Genomic DNA, 17,268 nt, shown 5'->3' with positions numbered 1-17,268 from the left:
AAGCCGCAGGGGGGGCCGACTTGGGGAGGGCGTCGGCGGCCGGATGGGCTTCTCCACCCAGGCGTCAGGCCGTGATGTGGGCGAACAGGGCGGGAAGCTTCTCCGGCAGGCGGCGCACGTGGTCGATGATGGTATAGTTGTTGGCCCCGAAGATTCGTTCCACGTACCGGTCCGCATTCGGATCCAGGTTCAGACAATAGGGGTGGACGCCCGAGGCCCGCAATTCGTCGATCGCCTTCCTGGCATCCAGGCGCAGGTATTGGGGATCGCGCTCGTCGATGTCGGCCGGCTCGCCGTCGGTCACCACCAGCAGAAGCTTGTGCCGCTCGCCCCGTTGCAGCAGATGCCGGCCGGCATGACGCAGCGCCGTCCCCATGCGGGTGGAATACCCGCCGGTCATGCCGGCGAGGCGGCTTTTCGCGTCGCCGTCGAAGCGCTGGTCGAAATCCTTGAACGGGTAGTAATGGACGTCGTGCCGGCCGTCGGAGGCGAAGCCGTGGATGGCGAAGGGGTCGCCGATGCCCGCGATGGCGGTGGCGACCAGCGCGGTGGCCTCGCGGGTGAGCTCCAGCACCGACTTGTCCTCCCCGCGCACCAGTTCGTTGGTGGATTCGGACAGGTCGAGCAGCACCAGCACGCACAGGTCGCGCCGGTTGAGCACGTTGCGCATGGTGATGCGGGTGTCGGGATGCAGCCCCATGCGCAGCTGGACCATGGCATCGACGGCGGCGTTGAGGTCCAGTTCGTCGCCGTCCTCCAGCTTGCGTTGACGCGACACGCCCTGGGGGCGCAGGCGATCGACGATCTGCTTGATGCGTTGGCTGACCCCCCGGTTCGCCGACAGCAGGGCGTCGATGCGCCCGGGGTCGCCCCTGCCCTGGCGCCGCTCGCGCAGGGTCGCCCAGTTGGGGCGGTACAACTGCACCTGATAGTCCCATTCCTGGTAGTGGACCGGGTCCGAGACCGGCTCCTTGCCCTCGCGCTGGTTGAACGAGACGCCTTCGTCCTCGTAGGGGAACAGCTCGGTGCCCAGCACCCAGATTTCCTGGGCATCGTCACCGGCGTTCTCCACGTCGGTCTCGTTGATGAACTCCATCAAGCCGACGTGCTTGCGGATCTGGCGTTGGCCGGCGGGCAGATAGGCGGCGCTGTCCAGCCAGTCGAAATGGTCACTGGACCAGACGAAGCGGTTGTCGTCGCGATAGGGGATGCGCAGGGCCTCCAGGATACGCAAGCTGGGCACGGCGCGACGGTGGGCGAAGACGTTGAACACGTCGAGCCCCAGGTCCATGGACAAGGATTCGTCACCCGGACCGACGGCGTCGTGGAAGCGGGCGACCAGGCGATCCAGGTCGGGATCGCCGGTGGGACGCTTGGGGTCGAGCAGGGCGATGGCGCAGCGTTCGATCAGAGCCACCGATTCATGCTCGGGATGGGGAGTCTCGCCGTCGGGCATCAGCGACATCCACAGCCGCCGCATTCCGGGGAAGTCCCTGCAGGCCCGGTATTCGACACGGGCGTCCTCCATCAGCCCGACGAAGAATTGCTGGGCCGGGGCCAGCGCCTCGGCCGACTGGGGACGCGTGGTATAGGCCAGATGGGCGGCCATGTGGGCGGCCATGGCACGGAAGATGTCCATGCCGCCGACGTCACCCAGGCCGTCCACCGCATCGGGCAGGTGCAGGGTGCGGGCCTCGATGAAGGGGCGGAAGCCCATGTGGTCGGCCGCCGTCGGACGCAGGAAGAAATCCCGCCCCCAGAAGGCCCGCAGATAGAAGTTGAGCTTGCGCTGGGAATCGACGAACAGGGTGCCCTTCCGCTCGCGCTGGAGGACGGCCTTGCTGTCCTCGCTCTGCAGGCCGAAATACGCCGCCTGGCGCGGCAGGTCGCGGCGATAGGCCTCGGCGCCGAAATCCGCCCAGCGGCGCAGCCCCGACAAGGTGAGCTTGCCGAGAAGCTCGTCCAGTTGGCCCAGCATGGGCCGCAATCCGCGCGGCGCCTTGGCCACCAGGCGGTGGAGGAGCTGGAGATACCCGCGCAGCAGGTCCGGATCACCCAGCCGGTTGGCGGCGGTGGGCAGGGTGGCGTAAACCAGGGTGAGAACATCGCCCGAGGTCATGGAGGACAGCTTCATCACCGAGTGCACGCAGTCCCGCACCACGTCCTCGCCGCATTCCTTCGCCACCAGCGGAAGGGTCTCCAGATAGGTGACCAGCAGCTGGGGGCCGCGGCCGAGGGTCACGAAGCCCCGCGCCCCGTCGAGGTAATCCTTGAGTCCCGCCGGCGACAGGATGCGTGCGGCCTCGTGGACCGTGGCGTCCAGGGTAAGCGCCAGTTCCGGCGCGTGAGCGTACAGCTCGGTCCGATAGTCCTCGAGGTTCACGGTCATGGCGGGCGGCCCTCGCGGGTTTGGGTGGGTCAGCCGAAGAACGTGGCGATGGCGGTGTCCAGGGTATCCAGCATGTCGGGGTCGTCGGTCAGCGGCCGGGCCAGGGTCATGCGGCAGGCGTCCTGGGGGGCGACACCCTTGGCGATCAGCTGGCCGGCATAGACCAGCAGACGGGTCGACATGCCCTCATCCAGGCCATGGCCCTTGAGGTTGCGGCTGCGCTCCGCCATCTGCACCAGCCGGGCGGCGATGTCGGGGGAGACGCCGGATTCGTGGGCGACGATCTCGGCCTCCACCGCGGCCGGGGGATAGTCGAAGACCATGGCGCCGAACCGCTGCTTGGTCGACTGCTTCAGGTCCTTCATCATCGACTGGTAGCCGGGGTTGTAGCTGATGACCATCTGGAAGTCGGGATGGGCCTCGACCAGTTCGCCCTTCTTGTCCAGGGGCAGGCAGCGGCGGTGGTCGGTCAGGGGATGGATCACCACGGTGGTGTCCTGGCGGGCCTCCACCACCTCATCGAGATAGCAGATGGCTCCGATGCGGGCGGCCACCGTCAGCGGGCCGTCCTGCCAGCGGGTGCCGTTGATGTCGAGGAGGAAGCGGCCGATCAGGTCCGAGGCGGTCATGTCCTCGTTGCAGGCCACCGTGATCAGCGGCTTGCCCAACGTCCAGGCCATGTACTCGACGAAGCGGGACTTGCCGCAGCCGGTCGGCCCCTTCAGCATCACCGGCATCCGCACGTCGTAAGCGGCTCCGTAGACTTCGACCTCGTTGGCGACCGGACGATAGTAGGGCTGGGTCTTGACCCGGTACTGGTCCCGTTCAGACTGGCTCATGGCGCGGTTCCTCGCGAAGGCTGGGAAGAGACAAGCCGGAAGCCGCGGAGACAGGGGAGGACGCGGCTTCCGGCCCAGGCTCAGACCTCGATGGGGGCCCTGTAGACCACCATGTTGGCGCCCTGGCTCTGCTTGATGTTGTCGTAGCCGATCAGGCGGACGTGATTGCCGGGATTGGCCTTCTTGCACAACTCGATCTCGCCGAGGATGCGGTCCACGTCGGTCTCGCCGAACATGGGCAGCTTCCACATGTACCAGAAATTGCTGGTGGCCTGCTTCGGCTCGGTGTGCTCGATGGCCGGGTTCCAGCCATTGTTGACGATGTACTGGATCTGCTTGCGCAGTTGGTCGGAATCCATCTGGGGCAGGTAGGAGAAGGTGCCCAGCTTGCGGCTGTTGGGGTCCGACAGGCGCGACTTGTAGTCCTGCATCTCGCTCATGACGTTGTCCTCGTGTCTCGGGTGACGATCTTACTTGTGGGCGACATCAAGCTTGTCGACGGTGTCGAACTCGAACTTGATTTCCTTCCAGGTCTCCATCGCCATCTTCAGCTCGGGGCTGCTCTTGGCGGCGTTGGTCAGGATGTCCTTGCCCTCGCGCTCCAGGTTGCGGCCCTCGTTGCGGGCCTGGACGCAGGCTTCCAGCGCCACGCGGTTGGCTGCGGCGCCGGCGGCGTTGCCCCACGGGTGGCCGATGGTGCCGCCGCCGAACTGAAGGACGGCGTCGTCGCCGAAGATCGACACCAGGGCCGGCATGTGCCAGACGTGGATGCCGCCCGAGGCGACCGGCATCACCGCCGGCATCTGGCCCCAATCCTGGTCGAAGAAGATGCCGCGCGAGCGGTCTTCCTTGACGTAGCGTTCGCGCATCAGATCGACCCAGCCGAGGGTGGCGGCGCGATCGCCCTCGAGCTTGCCGACCACGGTGCCCGAATGCAGGTGGTCGCCGCCCAGCAGGCGCAGCAGCTTGGCCAGGACCCGGAAGTTGATGCCGTGCTTGGGATTGCGGTCGATCACGCCGTGCATGGCGCGATGGACGTGCAGCAGCATGCCGTTGTCGCGGCACCAGCGCGACAGCGACGAATGGGCCGCCCAGCCGATGGTCAGGTAGTCGCTCATGATGATCGGGGTGCCGATCTCCTTCGCGAACTCGGCGCGCTTGTAGATCTCCTCCATGTTGCCGGCGGTCACGTTCAGGTAGTGACCCTTGCGCTCGCCGGTCTCGGCCTCGGCCTTCTCGATGGCCTCCTGGCAGAACAGGAAGCGGTCGCGCCAGCGCATGAACGGCTGGGAGTTGACGTTCTCGTCGTCCTTGGTGAAGTCCAGGCCGCCGCGCAGGCATTCGTAGACCGCCCGGCCGTAATTCTTGGCCGACAGGCCGAGCTTGGGCTTGATGGTGCAGCCCAGCAGCGGCCGGCCGTACTTGTCGAGCTTGTCGCGTTCGACCTGGATGCCGTGGGGCGGGCCGTCGCAGGTGGTGACGAACCACAGCGGGAAGCGGACATCCTCCAGGCGCAGGGTGCGGACGGCCTTGAACCCGAACACGTTGCCGACCAGCGACGTGAAGACGTTGACCACCGAGCCTTCCTCGAACAGGCCCATCGGGTAGGCGATGAAGGCGTAGAAGGCCTCGTCGTCGCCTGGCACGTCCTCGATGGCGTAGGCGCGGCCCTTGTAGTAGTCGAGGTCGGTCAGAAGATCGGTCCAGACCGTCGTCCAGGTGGCGGTCGAGGATTCGGCGCAGACCGCGGCGGCGGCCTCTTCACGCGGCACGCCCGGCTGGGGGACCACCTTGAAGCAGGCCAGGAAGTCGCTGTCCTTCGGCGTGTAGTTGGGATCCCAATAGGTTTCGCGGTATTCCTTCACGCCCGCCTGGTAAGTCTTTCCCATGTTTCGCTCCTGTCTGATGGCTGCGAGCCCGCGCGGGGTCGGGGCTTCGTTGCGCTTGACCTTAGGGAGGCGAATGAATAAAAGAAAATTAAATGATCTTATCTTTTGAATAAACAAATGTTTATGGAATGGCGATGCACCTGACCCTTCAGCAGATGCGACTGTTCGAGGCCGTGGCCCGTCACCACAGCTTCACCCGAGCGGCCGAGGAACTGCACCTGACCCAGCCGGCGGTCTCGATCCAGTTGAAGCGGCTCGAGGAGAACGCCGGCGTGCGGCTGTTCGAGCATATGGGCAAGCGTCTGTTTCTCACGCCCTCGGGCCATGCGGTCCACGCCGCCTGTCTCGATGTGCTGGGGCGGTTGCGGTCGCTTGACGACGCGCTGGACGACATCCGCGAGACAGTGCGGGGTCCGCTTGACCTGGCGGTGGTGACGTCGGCCAAGTACTTCATTCCCCACTACCTGGGCGCCTTCATCGGCACCCACCCCGAGGTCATTCCCCGCCTGACCGTGACGAACCGCACCCGTGTCATCGAACGCCTGGCCGACAACCGCGACGACTTCGTCATCATGGGGCAGGTTCCGCCCGAACTTGACGTTCGGGCATATCCGTTCCTGGACAACCTGCTGATGATCGTCGCCCATCCCAGCCACCGCCTGGCCGGACGGACCGGGATACCCCTCGCCGCCCTGGCCGAGGAGCGGATGCTGGTGCGCGAACGCGGGTCGGGGACCCGCATGGCCCTGGAGCGGATGCTCGCCGACCACGGGGCGACGATCCGGCCCTACATGGAGCTTGGCAGCACCGAGGCCATCAAGCAGGGGGTGATGGCCAATCTGGGACTGTCGATTCTTCCGCGGAGAAGCATGGAACTCGAACTCGAGACCAGCCGCCTCATCACACTCGACATCGACGGCTTCCCTCTGCTCCGCCAGTGGAACGTGGTTCACCTGAGCGGAAAGACGTTGTCGAAGGTCGCGCGGACGTTCCTCGAATCCCTTCTGGCCGGCGGACCGGGCCTGGCCATGGGGCAGAATCATTTCAGTTAGCAATGGTATTCATTAATACTATCAATTTTTAATATGGTTTGCCGCACCGTACTGTCGATCCGTCTCATCCAGCCAGGAGACGGTCAGTGCTCGTCGTCGTGCGCAACTTGAAGGTGCTGCAGGAAAATTCGGCCGCCATCGGTGACCTGGTGCGGCGTCTCGAACCGGTGAACGGGCCGCTGCGCGGCGTCTGGTGCGACCCCGCGTCGGCCTCGCTGCCCGAGGCCCGGGTCGCGGTCCCGTGCGCGCCCGGCGTCTACCGGTCGCTGCGGTTCGAGCAGTCGTTCGAACGCGTGGGCGTGTGGGCGGTATGGCGGTTCGAGCCGTATTTCGGCGCCGATGCGGTGCCGTGGCATCCGTCGCACCGGGACCTCGCCGGCGCCCTGCTGTCGCGGGACGGGGAGCGCGATGGCCATCTCTATGTCCCCGTCTTCGATGGCGGAGCACGCCGGCGCGCCGTCGCCGCCGAGATGGATCGGCTGACCGCGGCCTATCCCCAGCGCATCGGCGCCCCGCTCTACCGCAACGGCCTCACCGGCCGACTGTCCTGGACGCTGGCCGCCGGGGCCGCGTGATGGCGGTGCTGGACCCGGTCATCCTGTTCTTCGTCCTCGGCGTGGCCGCCGGGCTGATGCGCTCGGAACTGAGGCTCCCGGCGCCGGTCTACGAATTCCTCAGCATGGTGCTGCTGCTGGCCATCGGCCTCAAGGGCGGCGCCGAGCTGGGGCGGCAATCCCTGCCGGCGTTGCTGCCCCAGGTGGCGGCGGTGGCGGCGATGGGGGCGATCATGCCGCTATTGGCGTTTCCGGTCCTGCACGTCGTCGGCCGTCTGAAACGCGCCGATGCCGCCGCCATCGCCGCCCATTACGGGTCGGTCAGCGTCGGAACCTTCGCGGTGGCCACGGCTTACCTGACCTACCGCGACATCGGCTTCGAGGCGTACATGCCGGTGTTCGTGGTCATCCTGGAGATCCCCGCCATCATCGTCGGCGTGGCCCTGGCGCGCGGGATCGCCATGGAGACCCGGTGGAAGCGCATGGCCCATGAGGTCCTGCTCGGCAAGAGCATCGTCCTGCTGGTGGGCGGATTGCTGATCGGCTGGGCGGTGGGCGCCGAAGGGCTGCAACCGATCGGGTTCCTGTTCTTCGACCTGTTCAAGGGCGTGCTGGCGCTCTTCCTGCTGGAAATGGGGCTGATCGCCGCCGGCCAGTTGGGCTCGCTTCGCCACCACGGGCCATTCCTGGTGGCCTTCGGCCTGGGCATGCCCCTGGTCGGCGCCGCCCTCGGCCTCGGCCTCGCCGCGGCCTTCCAAATGTCCCTGGGCGGCACCGTCCTGATGGCGACACTGGCGGCCAGCGCCTCCTACATCGCCGTGCCGGCCGCCTTCCGCCTGATCGTTCCCGAGGCCAATCCCGCCCTGTCCCTGACCGCGTCGCTGGGCGTGACGTTCCCCTTCAACATCCTTGCCGGCATCCCCTTCTACCACCACCTCGCGGCCCGGCTGGAGGGAGGACTGTGATGCCCCGCCAGGTTCGCAAGCTCGTCACCATCATCGCCGAAGCCGCGCTGGAAGGCATGCTGCTGGAGGACGTCGAGGCATTGGGCGCCCACGGCTACACGGTCACCGAGGCGCGCGGCAAGGGCAGCCGCGGCGTGCGGGCGGGATCGTGGGAGGCCTCGTCGAACATCCGCGTCGAGATCGTCTGCGACGACCGGACGGCCGACGCCATCATCCATCATGTCGAAGAACGGTATTACCGGAACTTCGCCATGATCCTGTTCATCTCCGACGTGGACGTGCTCAGGCCGGAAAAGTTCTGACAACCCGCAGGACCGAGGGGGCAATGGTGGCACGGGAAATCTGCCAGATCGGCACCGTTCCGCCGTTGGGCGCGGTGCCGGCCAAGATGTAACCGGGGCCGGCCCCTCGCCATGCCGGCTCCGGGCCTTTCCCGCAACGCGCCGAAGCGTTAAACAGGAGGCGGGAGGAAACCCGAGAATGCCCACTCCCCTGCCGCCGTTCGACTTCGACCTTTTGCGCAGCTTCGTCGCCGTCGTCGATTGCGGCGGTTTCACCCGCGCGGCGGTGCGCCTCGGTCGGACCCAGTCGGCGGTCAGCCTGCAGATCAAGCGCCTGGAAGAGGCCCTGGGACAACGGGTGTTGTCGCGCGACCGGCGCGAGCCCGAGCTCACGGCGGCGGGAGAACTTCTGCTGACGTATGCGCGCCGCCTGCTGCACCTCGCCGACGAGGCGCGGGTCCTGCTCCAGGAACCCGACGTAGGGGGAACGGTGCGCCTGGGCACGCCCGAGGACTTCGCCACCAACCACCTTTCCGAGGTCCTGTCCCGCTTCACGCGCGCACACCCGCAGGTGACGCTGGAGGTCCAGTGCGACTTCACCGCCAACCTGCTGGAGTCGTTTTCCCGTGGTCAGTACGATCTGGTCCTGTGCAAGCGCGAGCCGCAAGGACCGGGCGATGGCGTCAAGGTCTGGCGCGAGCCCCTGGTCTGGGCCATGTCCGACCGCCTCCGTCTGAACGAGGCCGCGCCGCTTCCCCTGGTGCTTGCTCCCAACCCGGACATATACCGCCGCCGTGCCCTGGCGGCATTGGAGAGGGCGGGGCGCACATGGCGCATCATCTATTCCAGCCCCAGTTTCACCGGCATCCAGGCCGCCGTGCGCGGTGGCTTGGGGGTGACGGTGCTGCCGCGTGAAATGGTGACCGCCGGCCTGATGGTCATTGGCCCCGAGCACGGCCTGCCCGAACTGGCGGATACGGAAATCGTCCTCCTGAGGGCCCCTGGGAGCACCTCCAAGGCCGCCGAGATGCTGGCCGAAGACCTGATCCGGTCCCTGGGAACGCCGCTTCGCGACGAACGGTAGATCGTCGATGGTCCCACAGGGGAAGACAGCCTGCCCGAAACGTCGTTGCACGCTTCGCCGCCTGAGTGCCCCGGGGTTTTGCCCCAGTGACCCAAACGGAAGTAAGCGCTTTGGTCAAATTTTGAAAACTCAGTGGGGCAGCGCTTTCCGACCCTGATGTAATTACCGCTAGAAAATCCTGTATTGGCCCATCGGCGTGCGTGCCGACTTGCAGAGGCCGGGACGCTTCGGCGGGGTGAAGGAATCCTTCCGTGCCTCGGCAATCAGACGGTATCGCTCGTGCTCGCTACGCTCCAGCTCGCATCTGAGATGGCTGCAGGCTGCGGCGAGCTGGCGGATCTCCGCCGCCATTCGGACTGCGTCTTCGTCCGCGGCAAGGCGCTCCGCTTCGGCGCGGGCTCTGGCCGACATTTCGGCTGCCAGCTTGCGCTCGACATCCGCCACGTCCCGGGCGCATTCCGGCGCAGTCGCCGGAGTGGCCGTCCGCAGGCGCCGGTTCTCCACCTTCAATAGCCGATTTTCACGGCGTATCCGGGCCAGGCTCTCCTGCAACTCGGCAATGGCCTCGGCTTCGCCGCCCTCCTCGGTCGATGTCGCAAGATGGGCGAGATCGACGAAATCCAGGCCGGCGCCGTCGAGCATTCGCTTCGCCACCTGAAGCGCACGCAAGGCCTCGGCCTCGTTGTCGGAGGCGGCCAGCGAGAGAATTTTGCCGAATTTCGTCGGATCCATGCCCTATTGTGCCTCCAGGCCATGTCAATGACAAGATGTGGCGGGCACCTGCAGGTCGAAGCGACGGCGAACCTATCGAAAGATCGCCATAGCGCCGGGCCAGGCTGGGTAGAATGCCGAAATTCCATCCTTGGAGACCGTGCGGTAGCGTGCCGCCGGCGTGGAGCGCGGCGACATGAACATGGTTCTACCGGGCACGCCCAACGGCGCGGAAATTGCGGCTCTGGGGGTAGAGGCGTTTTACAGCCACCACCCTTCGGCTGCCTTGCGCTATCCGGCCGGGGCCCGCGACGCGTGCCGACGCGACATGCTCATGCATCTGATCTACGTGGAGGCGGCAGCCGCCCTGGACAGTCTTCCCCTGCTGATCGACTACCTGGCCTGGGTCCGGGCGCTGATCGGCAATCTGGGGCTGCCGGTGGCGGACCTGCGGCCGGCTCTGGACTGTCTGGCCCAGGCGGTGGAAGCGGTGCGCGGGTCCCAGGGCCAGGATACGGCTCGCCTGCTGCGCCGGGGCCTCAGGGAACTCGATCGCCTGCCGCCTGAATTCGCCTCCTTGGCCTGCTCGGGCGGCCCGCTCACCGGTCCTTCGGCAAAGTTTCTGGCGGCGCTGCTGGCCTTTGATTACCCGAAGGCAGCAGCCATTCTTTTCGACGCAGTCGAGGGTGGTGCCGACATTGCCGCCACGTTGCCCGATATCGTCGGCCCGGCCATGCGCGAGGTCGGGCGATTGTGGCACCGAGGCCAAATCACCGTGGCCGAGGAGCATGCAGCCTCTGCCGCCACCCAGGTTATCATGGCGCGCTTCTACCCCCGCATCTTCGCGACGGAACGACGCGGGCCGGTGCTGGTTGCCGCCTGTGCAGAGGGGGAATTGCATGAAATGGGCCTGCGGATGGTGACCGACCAATTTCAGCTGGGGGGCTGGGAAACGCACTTTCTCGGCGCCAGCACTCCGCCCAAGGCAATGGCGGCTTTCGCGGCGCGGAGTGGCGCCGCGGTCGTTGCTGTCTCGGCGATGACCGTGGCCAGCGTACCGGCTGCGGCATCGCTGATTGCCTTGCTGCGGACCAGCCCGGGCGGAAACGGGAGAAAGATCCTGGCGGGCGGCTATCCCTTCTCCGTTGACCAGGATCTGTGGCGGCGCGTTGGGGCAGACGGCACCGCTGCCGACGGCCGTCAGGCTCTGGCCCTGGCTGACGACTGGGTAAGATGATGCCGACCACCGCCGGCACCGTGCTGCACTGCGATCTCGACGGGACGTTGCGTGAAATTCGCAGCGACGGGCTCGGCATCTCTTCGGTCCTTGAGATCGCTCGGCGCCTCGATCACCAGGTGGTGGCAAAAGATGCGGTGATGGCGCGCGATTTTATCGCCGCATCAAAGCGCGATGGTGCGGCATTCAATTGGATGTTTGCCATCGACCTTGCGGAAGGTCCGGCACTCTTTCGCTTCGATGGCAGCGTATTCGATGGGGGATTGCTGGTGATTGTCGGTCGCCCAAAAGCCGAGGCAGCAACATCGCAAAAGGCCATCGACGCCATGTCCGCTCTCAACAACGGGCTGGTCAACCGCCTGCGGGAAATGGCGCGCGCCGCGCCTCCGGCCGGGATGGGCGACCAGAGATCTCCGCCCCCGTTCACCGCACGCGAGCATGAGGTGGTCGTGCTGCTGCTGGACGGTCTGTCCAACCACCTTATCGCGCGGCGACTGGAGGTCGAAGAATCGGCGGTCAAGGCACGGCTGCGCACCATATATAGGAAGCTGGGCGTCGCCAGCCGCGCGCAGGCGGTCAAGGCGCTGCTCGGCTGATGGGGCCTCTTGTATCGAAGGATAGGGTTGCCTCTCGCAGGCGATAGGCCCCTCCTATCGTTGGGTTCAGATGCTGGTTTGGGTGGCTCGTTCCACCCCCAAAGGTGCCGTATGCGCGTTTTGTTTGCGGACGAACAGCGGTTGCTGCGCGATGGTATTCGCGCCTTTGTCAGCAAGGTGAATGCCAACGTCGAGATAGCCGATGCAGACTCGCTTGATGGCGCGATTTCCGTAGCAAACCAGCGTAAGTTCGACCTGGCGCTGCTGGGGCATTCCATGTCTGGCATGGACGGTGTGAACGGCGTCCGTGTCTTCGGCGACCGCTATCCCTCCACCAAGGTTGTTCTGCTCACTGCCACCGCAGATTCCGCCACCGTGCTGGCTGCCGTCGATGCCGGTGCCCATGGGGTCATCTCCAAAGGAATGTCCGGCTGCGGCGTGCAGCATGCCCTGCGTTTGGTCATGGCCGGCGAATGCTATCTCCCCGCGAGCGCAATCGTCGCGCTGGCGAATTCCAATAGCCGCCTGCTGCCGGAATGTCCGTCGTCGGCTTACGCGTTCCGGAATGTTCACTTCTCACCGGCCGAGACCGAGGTGATTCCCCTCTTGCTGGACGGATTGCCCAACAAGGTCATCGCCCAACGCCTCGATATCGACGAGACTGCCGTCAAGGCGCGCCTGCGCAGCATCTACAAAAAAATCGGCGCCGCCAATCGCGCCCAGGCTGTGTGGAGTCTGTTGTCGGTCGGCAGGGGGCGCTCCGCGTAGCTATCCTTCGATACCCACCCCCCCCAGCACAAAGGATAGGATTACCCCTGCCGGTCCGTACGCCCATTGTATGTGCGTTCAATCGTGTAATCGCAGTGCAGCGAAGGGGATGGGCATGGCTCTCGTCAAGAAAAACCAGATCGGCGGGCAGGTCGCGGTAAGGACTGACGAGGATGGCGGCACCGCGAGCGGCAGCAAACTGTTGGCCGAGGCGCAGAAGCGCAAGGCGCGCACCTTCGCCCGTCAGCAGAAGGCGGCCGAGCGCATCGCCGCCGCCACTTCGCAGCTGGCCAGCGGCATCGCCGAATCGGCCTCGGCCGCCGAGGAATTGCGCAAGGCCTCCGAGCAGATCGCCCAGGGCGCCGAGGAGGCGGCGGGTGCCGCCCAGCAATCGCAGAAGGCGGTCGATCACGGCGCCGGCCTGATCCGCAAGGCCAAGGATAACGCCGACGTCTCAGTCGCCAAGACCGAGGCGCTGCAGTCCCTGATCCAAAGCGTCTCGGTGCAGATCTCCAACTCGATCGCCGCCATCGGCCGGGCCGCCGAGCGTCAGGTCGCCTCGGTGCAGATGATCGAGGAACTCGAACGCCAGGCGGCGGCCATTTCCGAGGTGGTCAAGGCCGTGGCCCGCATCGCCGACCAGACCAACCTGCTGGCGCTGAATGCCGCCATCGAGGCAGCGCGGGCCGGACAGCACGGCAAGGGCTTCGCCGTGGTCGCCGACGAGGTGCGCACCCTGGCCGAGACCAGCGAAAAGAGCGCCCGCGAGATTCAGGACCTGATCGCCCAGATCCAGAAGGACGTCAAGATCATCGCCGAGGGCATCACCGCCTCCGCCACCAGCGCCAAGCTGGAGGTGGAGAAGGGCAAGCAGATCACCACCCAGTTGGATCAGATCCGAACCGACATGGTGGACATCGCCAATGGCGGCCGCGAGATCGCCAAGGCGTCGGAAGAATCCGCCATTGCCGCCCGCGAGGCACAAAAGGGCTCGGAGATCATCGCCGCCGCCGCCGAGGAGCAAAGCGCCGCCTGCCAGGAATCGATCAAGACCATCGACCAGCAGACCCAGGCGCTGACCCAATCCGAGCAGGCGGCACAGGAACTGTCCGAACTGGCCGACGAGTTGAAGAACTCCACCGATATCTCCAAGAGCAGCGAGGAGGTCGCCTCGGCCGCCGAGGAGTTGTCGTCGGCAGTGGAGTAAATCAACCGCGCCGCTGCCCAGATCATGGTGGCGCTCGAGCAGATCCAGAAGGGGGCGCAGCAGCAGGGGGCGGCGACCCAGCAATCCTCGGCGGCCATCGCCGAGGTCGAGCGGGCGGCGCAGTTGTCGACCACCAATGCCGCCGATGCGCTCGCCAAGGCCGAGGCCACCGCCGAGCGGGTGGCCAGCAGCATCAAGGGCATCGACGAACTGATCGACGGCGTCATGGGCTCGGTCGAGGCCGGCAAGCAGAGCCGCGAACAGATGAACGCCCTTGAGCAGATCAGCCGCCGCATCGACAAGATCGTCGATGCCATCACCACAGTGTCCATCCAGACCAACATGCTGGCGGTCAACGGCTCGGTGGAAGCGGCCCGGGCCGGCGAGTTCGGCAAGGGCTTCGCGGTGGTCTCCACCGACATCCGCAACCTCGCCCGCGATTCGGCCGAGAACGCCGACCGCATCAAGGACACGGTGAAGGCCATTCAGGACCAGATCGGCTCGGTGCGCCGCGACCTCGAGGAGATCGGCAACGCCGCCGCCGCCGAGGTCGAGAAGAACAAGGTGATCAGCGCCGATCTGGAAACGGTGTCCAGGGATGTGGCGGTGGTGTTGAAGGGCAACCGCGATATCCTGACCGGCGCCGAAGACATCGTCCGCATGGTCAAGGAAGTGCAGACCGGCGTCGAACAGATCGCCGCCGCCGCCCAGCAGACCACCCGCGCCACCGGCGAGGCCGGCGTCGCCGCCAAGCAGCAGGCCAAGGGGGCCGAGGAACTGGCAGCCGCAATCGAGGAGATCGCATCGCTCGCCGACGAGTTGCAGGCCGGCGCCTGAGGCTTCCCCCTACCCTTATAGCCAACAGGAGGACGCTTCATGTCCGAAGTTGCGGAAGCGGTGCGGGATGAGCCCGGAACGTCGGCGGCGGATGTCGTCGGTGCCGGTGATGCCCGCCAGTTCGTCATCTTTCATGTCGCCGACGAGATGTTCGCCGTGCCTCTGGCCGAGGTGCAGGAAATCATCCGCATGGCCAGGCTGATCGCAGGAATATCGCCTCCATGAGCACACCCCTTCTCGAACGCTTCGTCGGCGAGGCCCGCGAACTCCTGCAGGGGTCCGCCTCCGCCTTGCTGGTGCTGGAAAAGCATCCGGGCGACGAAGCCGCCATCAACGAGGTCTTTCGCTCCGTCCATACGCTGAAGGGCTCGGCGGGCCTGTTCGACTTCCCCGCCTTCACCAAACTGGTGCATGCCAGTGAGGATGTCCTGAGCGTCGTGCGCACCGGCCAACTGCCGATGACTTCCGAGTTGGTCGACATGCTGCTGGACGCGCTCGACCAGGTCAGCGCCTGGGTGGACGACATCGACGGCACCGGTGCCCTGCGCGCCGGCGCCGACGGGGTGTCCAAGGAGATGACGGCCGCCCTGCGCGCGGTGCTGCCGGCCGATTACGGTGCCACCCAGGCTGGTCCATCGGCCGCTCATGCCGGTGACCTGGTCACGTTGGACTGGCTGGCGGCCATCCCGGAAGTGGACCGGCTGTCGGCCTTCGCGGCGGCGATGGCCGGAGCGGAGCTTCAGGCCGTGGAGTACATTCCGCTAGAGGACAGCTTTTTCAGCGGCGAGGACCCCTTCATCCTGTTCCGGCAAATGCCAGAACTTCGCAGTCTCGCCATTGAGGCGGCCGAGCCCTGGCCGGCAATGGACGCCCTCGATCCCTATCGCTGCAACCTGCGCTTTCGCGCCCTTGTCGCGGCGCCGTCCACCGAGGTCGAGGCGCTGTTCCGTTACGTAATCGAGCAGGTTGGGATGGCGCCGGTGCCGCCGCACGCCTTGGTGACGGTGACCGGCGACCGCAACGGCGGCCCGGTCTACGGCGACTTCGTCGAGGAGGCGCGGCGCCTGGTCGCCGCCGCCGACTGGCCGGCGCTGCGGCGGGCGGTGGCTGCCCTCCTCCACCTCACCGCTCCGGCGCTGCTTCTGGCTTCGGCGCTGCGGTGGCTGGACGCGGTGCTCGCCGTTCCCACACCCGATGCCTCGTGGGTGACGGCGCTGATCGGGTGCATCGCCACCGGCGACGCCGACCTTCATCCGCTGGCGCCCGCCCCGCTCGCGCGCCCAATCGCGGCCGTGGCGGCCCCGGCGGCGACCGCCCTTCCGGAGCGCGCCGGCCTGGGGACGGTGTCGCTCACGGCGGCACGCATTCTCGACAGCCAGCGTGCCATCCTCGGACTTCCGGTGGCGCCGGGCGGATATGCGACACGGCTCGACTCGGTGGCGAAAACCGTCGCCAATATTCTTGCCGCGGAGGGCCGCAGGGCCGCAGACGCCGCCGCCTGGTCCGCGGCGGTCGAGGCCGCCAGGGTTCAGGAGTCCGCCGCCCCGGCGCTCGACCTGCTGGACCACTGGCTGTTGACCGACGAGGGGACCGCCGCCGCAGTCATGCAGGCGGCGGGCGATCACGGCCGGCGCCGGGCTGAGGCCGGCGAGCATCCCAGCCCGGAGGTCAAGCAGGCCAGCCGCGTGCTGAAGGTGGACCAGGCCAAGATCGACACGCTGATGAACCTGATCGGCGAACTGGTGGTGTCGAAGAACAGCCTGCCTTTCCTGGCAAAGCGCGCCGAGCAGGTCCATGGCTCGCGCGAGATGAGCCGCGAGATCAAGGACCTGCACGCCGTCATCGAACGCCTCGCCCAGGAGATGCAGGGCGCCATCATGGCGGTGCGCATGCTGCCGGTCTCGGAGGTGTTCGACCGCTTCCCAAGGCTGGTGCGCGACGTGGCGCGCAAACTTGGCAAACGCATCGACCTGGTGATCGAGGGCGCCGACACCGCCGCCGACAAGAACATCATCGAGGCCCTTGGTGATCCGCTGTTGCACATCGTCAGGAACGCCATAGACCACGGCATCGAGCCGCCCGAGGACCGCGACGCCGCCGGCAAGCCGAGTCAGGCCACCGTCCTGCTGCGGGCATTCCAGGAAAGCGACCAGGTGGTGATCGAGGTGGTCGACGACGGCCGCGGCATCGACCCCGCCAAGATCAAGGCGTCGGCCGTCGCCAAGGGTGTCCTCGACGAAGAGCGGGCGGCCCGCCTCACTGACCAGGAGGCGGTCAACCTGGTGTTCATGCCGGGCTTCTCCACCGCCGCCCAGGTCTCCGACCTGTCGGGGCGCGGCGTCGGCATGGACGTGGTGGTCACCGGGGTGGAAAAGACCGGCGGCAGCGTCTCCATCACCTCCGTGACGGGCGAAGGGACGACGGTGCGCCTGTCGCTGCCGCTCAGCATGGCGGTAACGCGGGTGATGGTGGTCGAAGCCGGCGGCGGCATGCTGTTCGGCATCCCCATGGACCACATCGCCGAGACCGTGCGGGTCCATCGCGACGCCGTGCGCCGCTTCAAGCAGTCCGAGGCGTTCGTGTTGCGCGACGCCATCGTGCCGCTCATTCGTCTCGACCGCCTGATGGGCGTCCCGACCTCGGTGTGGATCGGCGACGGCAGCGAAGAGGACGCCGTGCTGGTGGTGCGGATCGGCGGCAACATGGTCGGCCTGGTCGTCGATAACTTCCGCGAGGGGATGGACATCATCCTGAAGCCCTTCGACGGCATTCTCGCCAACATCCGCGGCTATTCCGGCTCGGCGCTGCTGGGCGATGGCCGCGTGCTGCTGGTGCTCAACCTCAAGGAGTTGCTGTAGC

Annotated in this window: 15 protein-coding genes and 1 pseudogene; 11 read left to right on the top strand and 5 right to left on the bottom strand. The window is 66.6% G+C overall.

Annotated elements, in window-relative coordinates; genetic code table 11:
- Positions 1-64: 64 nt before the first annotated feature.
- From MTBUT4_RS07510 to MTBUT4_RS07495, 4 genes are all read right to left on the bottom strand, one after another.
- Positions 65-2,389 (bottom strand): nitric oxide reductase activation protein NorD, encoded by a 2,325-nt coding sequence (locus MTBUT4_RS07510; protein ID WP_173979055.1) that lies wholly within the window; start codon positions 2,387-2,389, stop codon positions 65-67.
- A 29-nt stretch (positions 2,390-2,418) separates the two neighbouring features.
- On the bottom strand, positions 2,419-3,228 hold the full coding sequence (locus MTBUT4_RS07505) for a CbbQ/NirQ/NorQ/GpvN family protein (RefSeq protein WP_173979054.1): 810 nt from the start codon (positions 3,226-3,228) through the stop codon (positions 2,419-2,421).
- Positions 3,229-3,308: 80 nt separating this feature from the next.
- Complete coding sequence (locus MTBUT4_RS07500) at positions 3,309-3,668, bottom strand: ribulose bisphosphate carboxylase small subunit (RefSeq protein ID WP_173979053.1); 360 nt, start codon at positions 3,666-3,668, stop codon at positions 3,309-3,311.
- A gap of 30 nt (positions 3,669-3,698) precedes the next feature.
- Positions 3,699-5,117 (bottom strand): form I ribulose bisphosphate carboxylase large subunit, encoded by a 1,419-nt coding sequence (locus MTBUT4_RS07495; RefSeq protein WP_173979052.1) that lies wholly within the window; start codon positions 5,115-5,117, stop codon positions 3,699-3,701.
- Positions 5,118-5,251: 134 nt separating this feature from the next.
- Between MTBUT4_RS07495 and MTBUT4_RS07490 the strand changes: the two genes are divergently transcribed.
- The 5 genes from MTBUT4_RS07490 to MTBUT4_RS07470 all read left to right on the top strand — a co-directional run bounded on the left by MTBUT4_RS07490 (position 5,252) and on the right by MTBUT4_RS07470 (position 9,053).
- On the top strand, positions 5,252-6,169 hold the full coding sequence (locus MTBUT4_RS07490) for a LysR family transcriptional regulator (protein WP_173979051.1): 918 nt from the start codon (positions 5,252-5,254) through the stop codon (positions 6,167-6,169).
- 86 nt (positions 6,170-6,255) lie between these two features.
- Complete coding sequence (locus MTBUT4_RS07485) at positions 6,256-6,744, top strand: hypothetical protein (protein ID WP_173979050.1); 489 nt, start codon at positions 6,256-6,258, stop codon at positions 6,742-6,744.
- Positions 6,744-7,688, top strand: a complete 945-nt coding sequence (locus MTBUT4_RS07480) for a sodium-dependent bicarbonate transport family permease (RefSeq protein ID WP_217424127.1) — start codon at positions 6,744-6,746, stop codon at positions 7,686-7,688. Before MTBUT4_RS07485 ends, MTBUT4_RS07480 begins: the two co-directional genes overlap by 1 nt.
- Positions 7,688-7,990 (top strand): P-II family nitrogen regulator, encoded by a 303-nt coding sequence (locus tag MTBUT4_RS07475; RefSeq protein WP_173979049.1) that lies wholly within the window; start codon positions 7,688-7,690, stop codon positions 7,988-7,990. Before MTBUT4_RS07480 ends, MTBUT4_RS07475 begins: the two co-directional genes overlap by 1 nt.
- Before the next feature lie 178 nt (positions 7,991-8,168).
- The gene (locus MTBUT4_RS07470) at positions 8,169-9,053 is read left to right on the top strand and encodes a LysR substrate-binding domain-containing protein (protein WP_173979048.1); all 885 of its coding nucleotides are present in this window, start codon (positions 8,169-8,171) and stop codon (positions 9,051-9,053) included.
- Positions 9,054-9,221: 168 nt separating this feature from the next.
- Here MTBUT4_RS07470 and MTBUT4_RS07465 read toward each other — a convergent pair whose 3' ends face one another.
- Positions 9,222-9,785 carry a hypothetical protein gene (locus MTBUT4_RS07465; protein WP_173979047.1) on the bottom strand — a complete coding sequence of 188 codons (564 nt, stop codon included), beginning with the start codon at positions 9,783-9,785 and terminating at the stop codon, positions 9,222-9,224.
- Positions 9,786-9,960: 175 nt separating this feature from the next.
- Here MTBUT4_RS07465 and MTBUT4_RS07460 point away from each other — a divergent pair, with 175 nt between their 5' ends.
- The 6 genes and pseudogenes from MTBUT4_RS07460 (at position 9,961) to MTBUT4_RS07430 (ending at position 17,267) form a co-directional block, all read left to right on the top strand.
- The gene (locus MTBUT4_RS07460) at positions 9,961-11,001 is read left to right on the top strand and encodes a B12-binding domain-containing protein (protein WP_173979046.1); all 1,041 of its coding nucleotides are present in this window, start codon (positions 9,961-9,963) and stop codon (positions 10,999-11,001) included.
- Positions 11,001-11,597, top strand: a complete 597-nt coding sequence (locus MTBUT4_RS07455) for a LuxR C-terminal-related transcriptional regulator (RefSeq protein ID WP_173979045.1) — start codon at positions 11,001-11,003, stop codon at positions 11,595-11,597. The genes MTBUT4_RS07460 and MTBUT4_RS07455 overlap by 1 nt, the downstream gene beginning before the upstream one ends.
- 111 nt (positions 11,598-11,708) lie before the next feature.
- Positions 11,709-12,365, top strand: coding sequence for a response regulator transcription factor (locus MTBUT4_RS07450; RefSeq protein WP_173979044.1), 657 nt, complete (start codon positions 11,709-11,711; stop codon positions 12,363-12,365).
- 115 nt (positions 12,366-12,480) lie between these two features.
- Positions 12,481-14,409: pseudogene (locus MTBUT4_RS19895) on the top strand (methyl-accepting chemotaxis protein).
- Positions 14,410-14,448: 39 nt separating this feature from the next.
- Positions 14,449-14,634, top strand: a complete 186-nt coding sequence (locus MTBUT4_RS07435) for a chemotaxis protein CheW (protein WP_173979027.1) — start codon at positions 14,449-14,451, stop codon at positions 14,632-14,634.
- The gene (locus tag MTBUT4_RS07430; RefSeq protein ID WP_173979041.1) at positions 14,631-17,267 is read left to right on the top strand and encodes a chemotaxis protein CheA; all 2,637 of its coding nucleotides are present in this window, start codon (positions 14,631-14,633) and stop codon (positions 17,265-17,267) included. Before MTBUT4_RS07435 ends, MTBUT4_RS07430 begins: the two co-directional genes overlap by 4 nt.
- Position 17,268 lies beyond the last annotated feature (1 nt).

The sequence above is a fragment of the Magnetospirillum sp. UT-4 genome (assembly GCF_902729435.1).
GTDB lineage: Bacteria > Pseudomonadota > Alphaproteobacteria > Rhodospirillales > Magnetospirillaceae > Magnetospirillum.
Note: the sequence above shows the minus strand (reverse complement) of the source record. Positions and strands in the feature narration are given on the sequence as shown.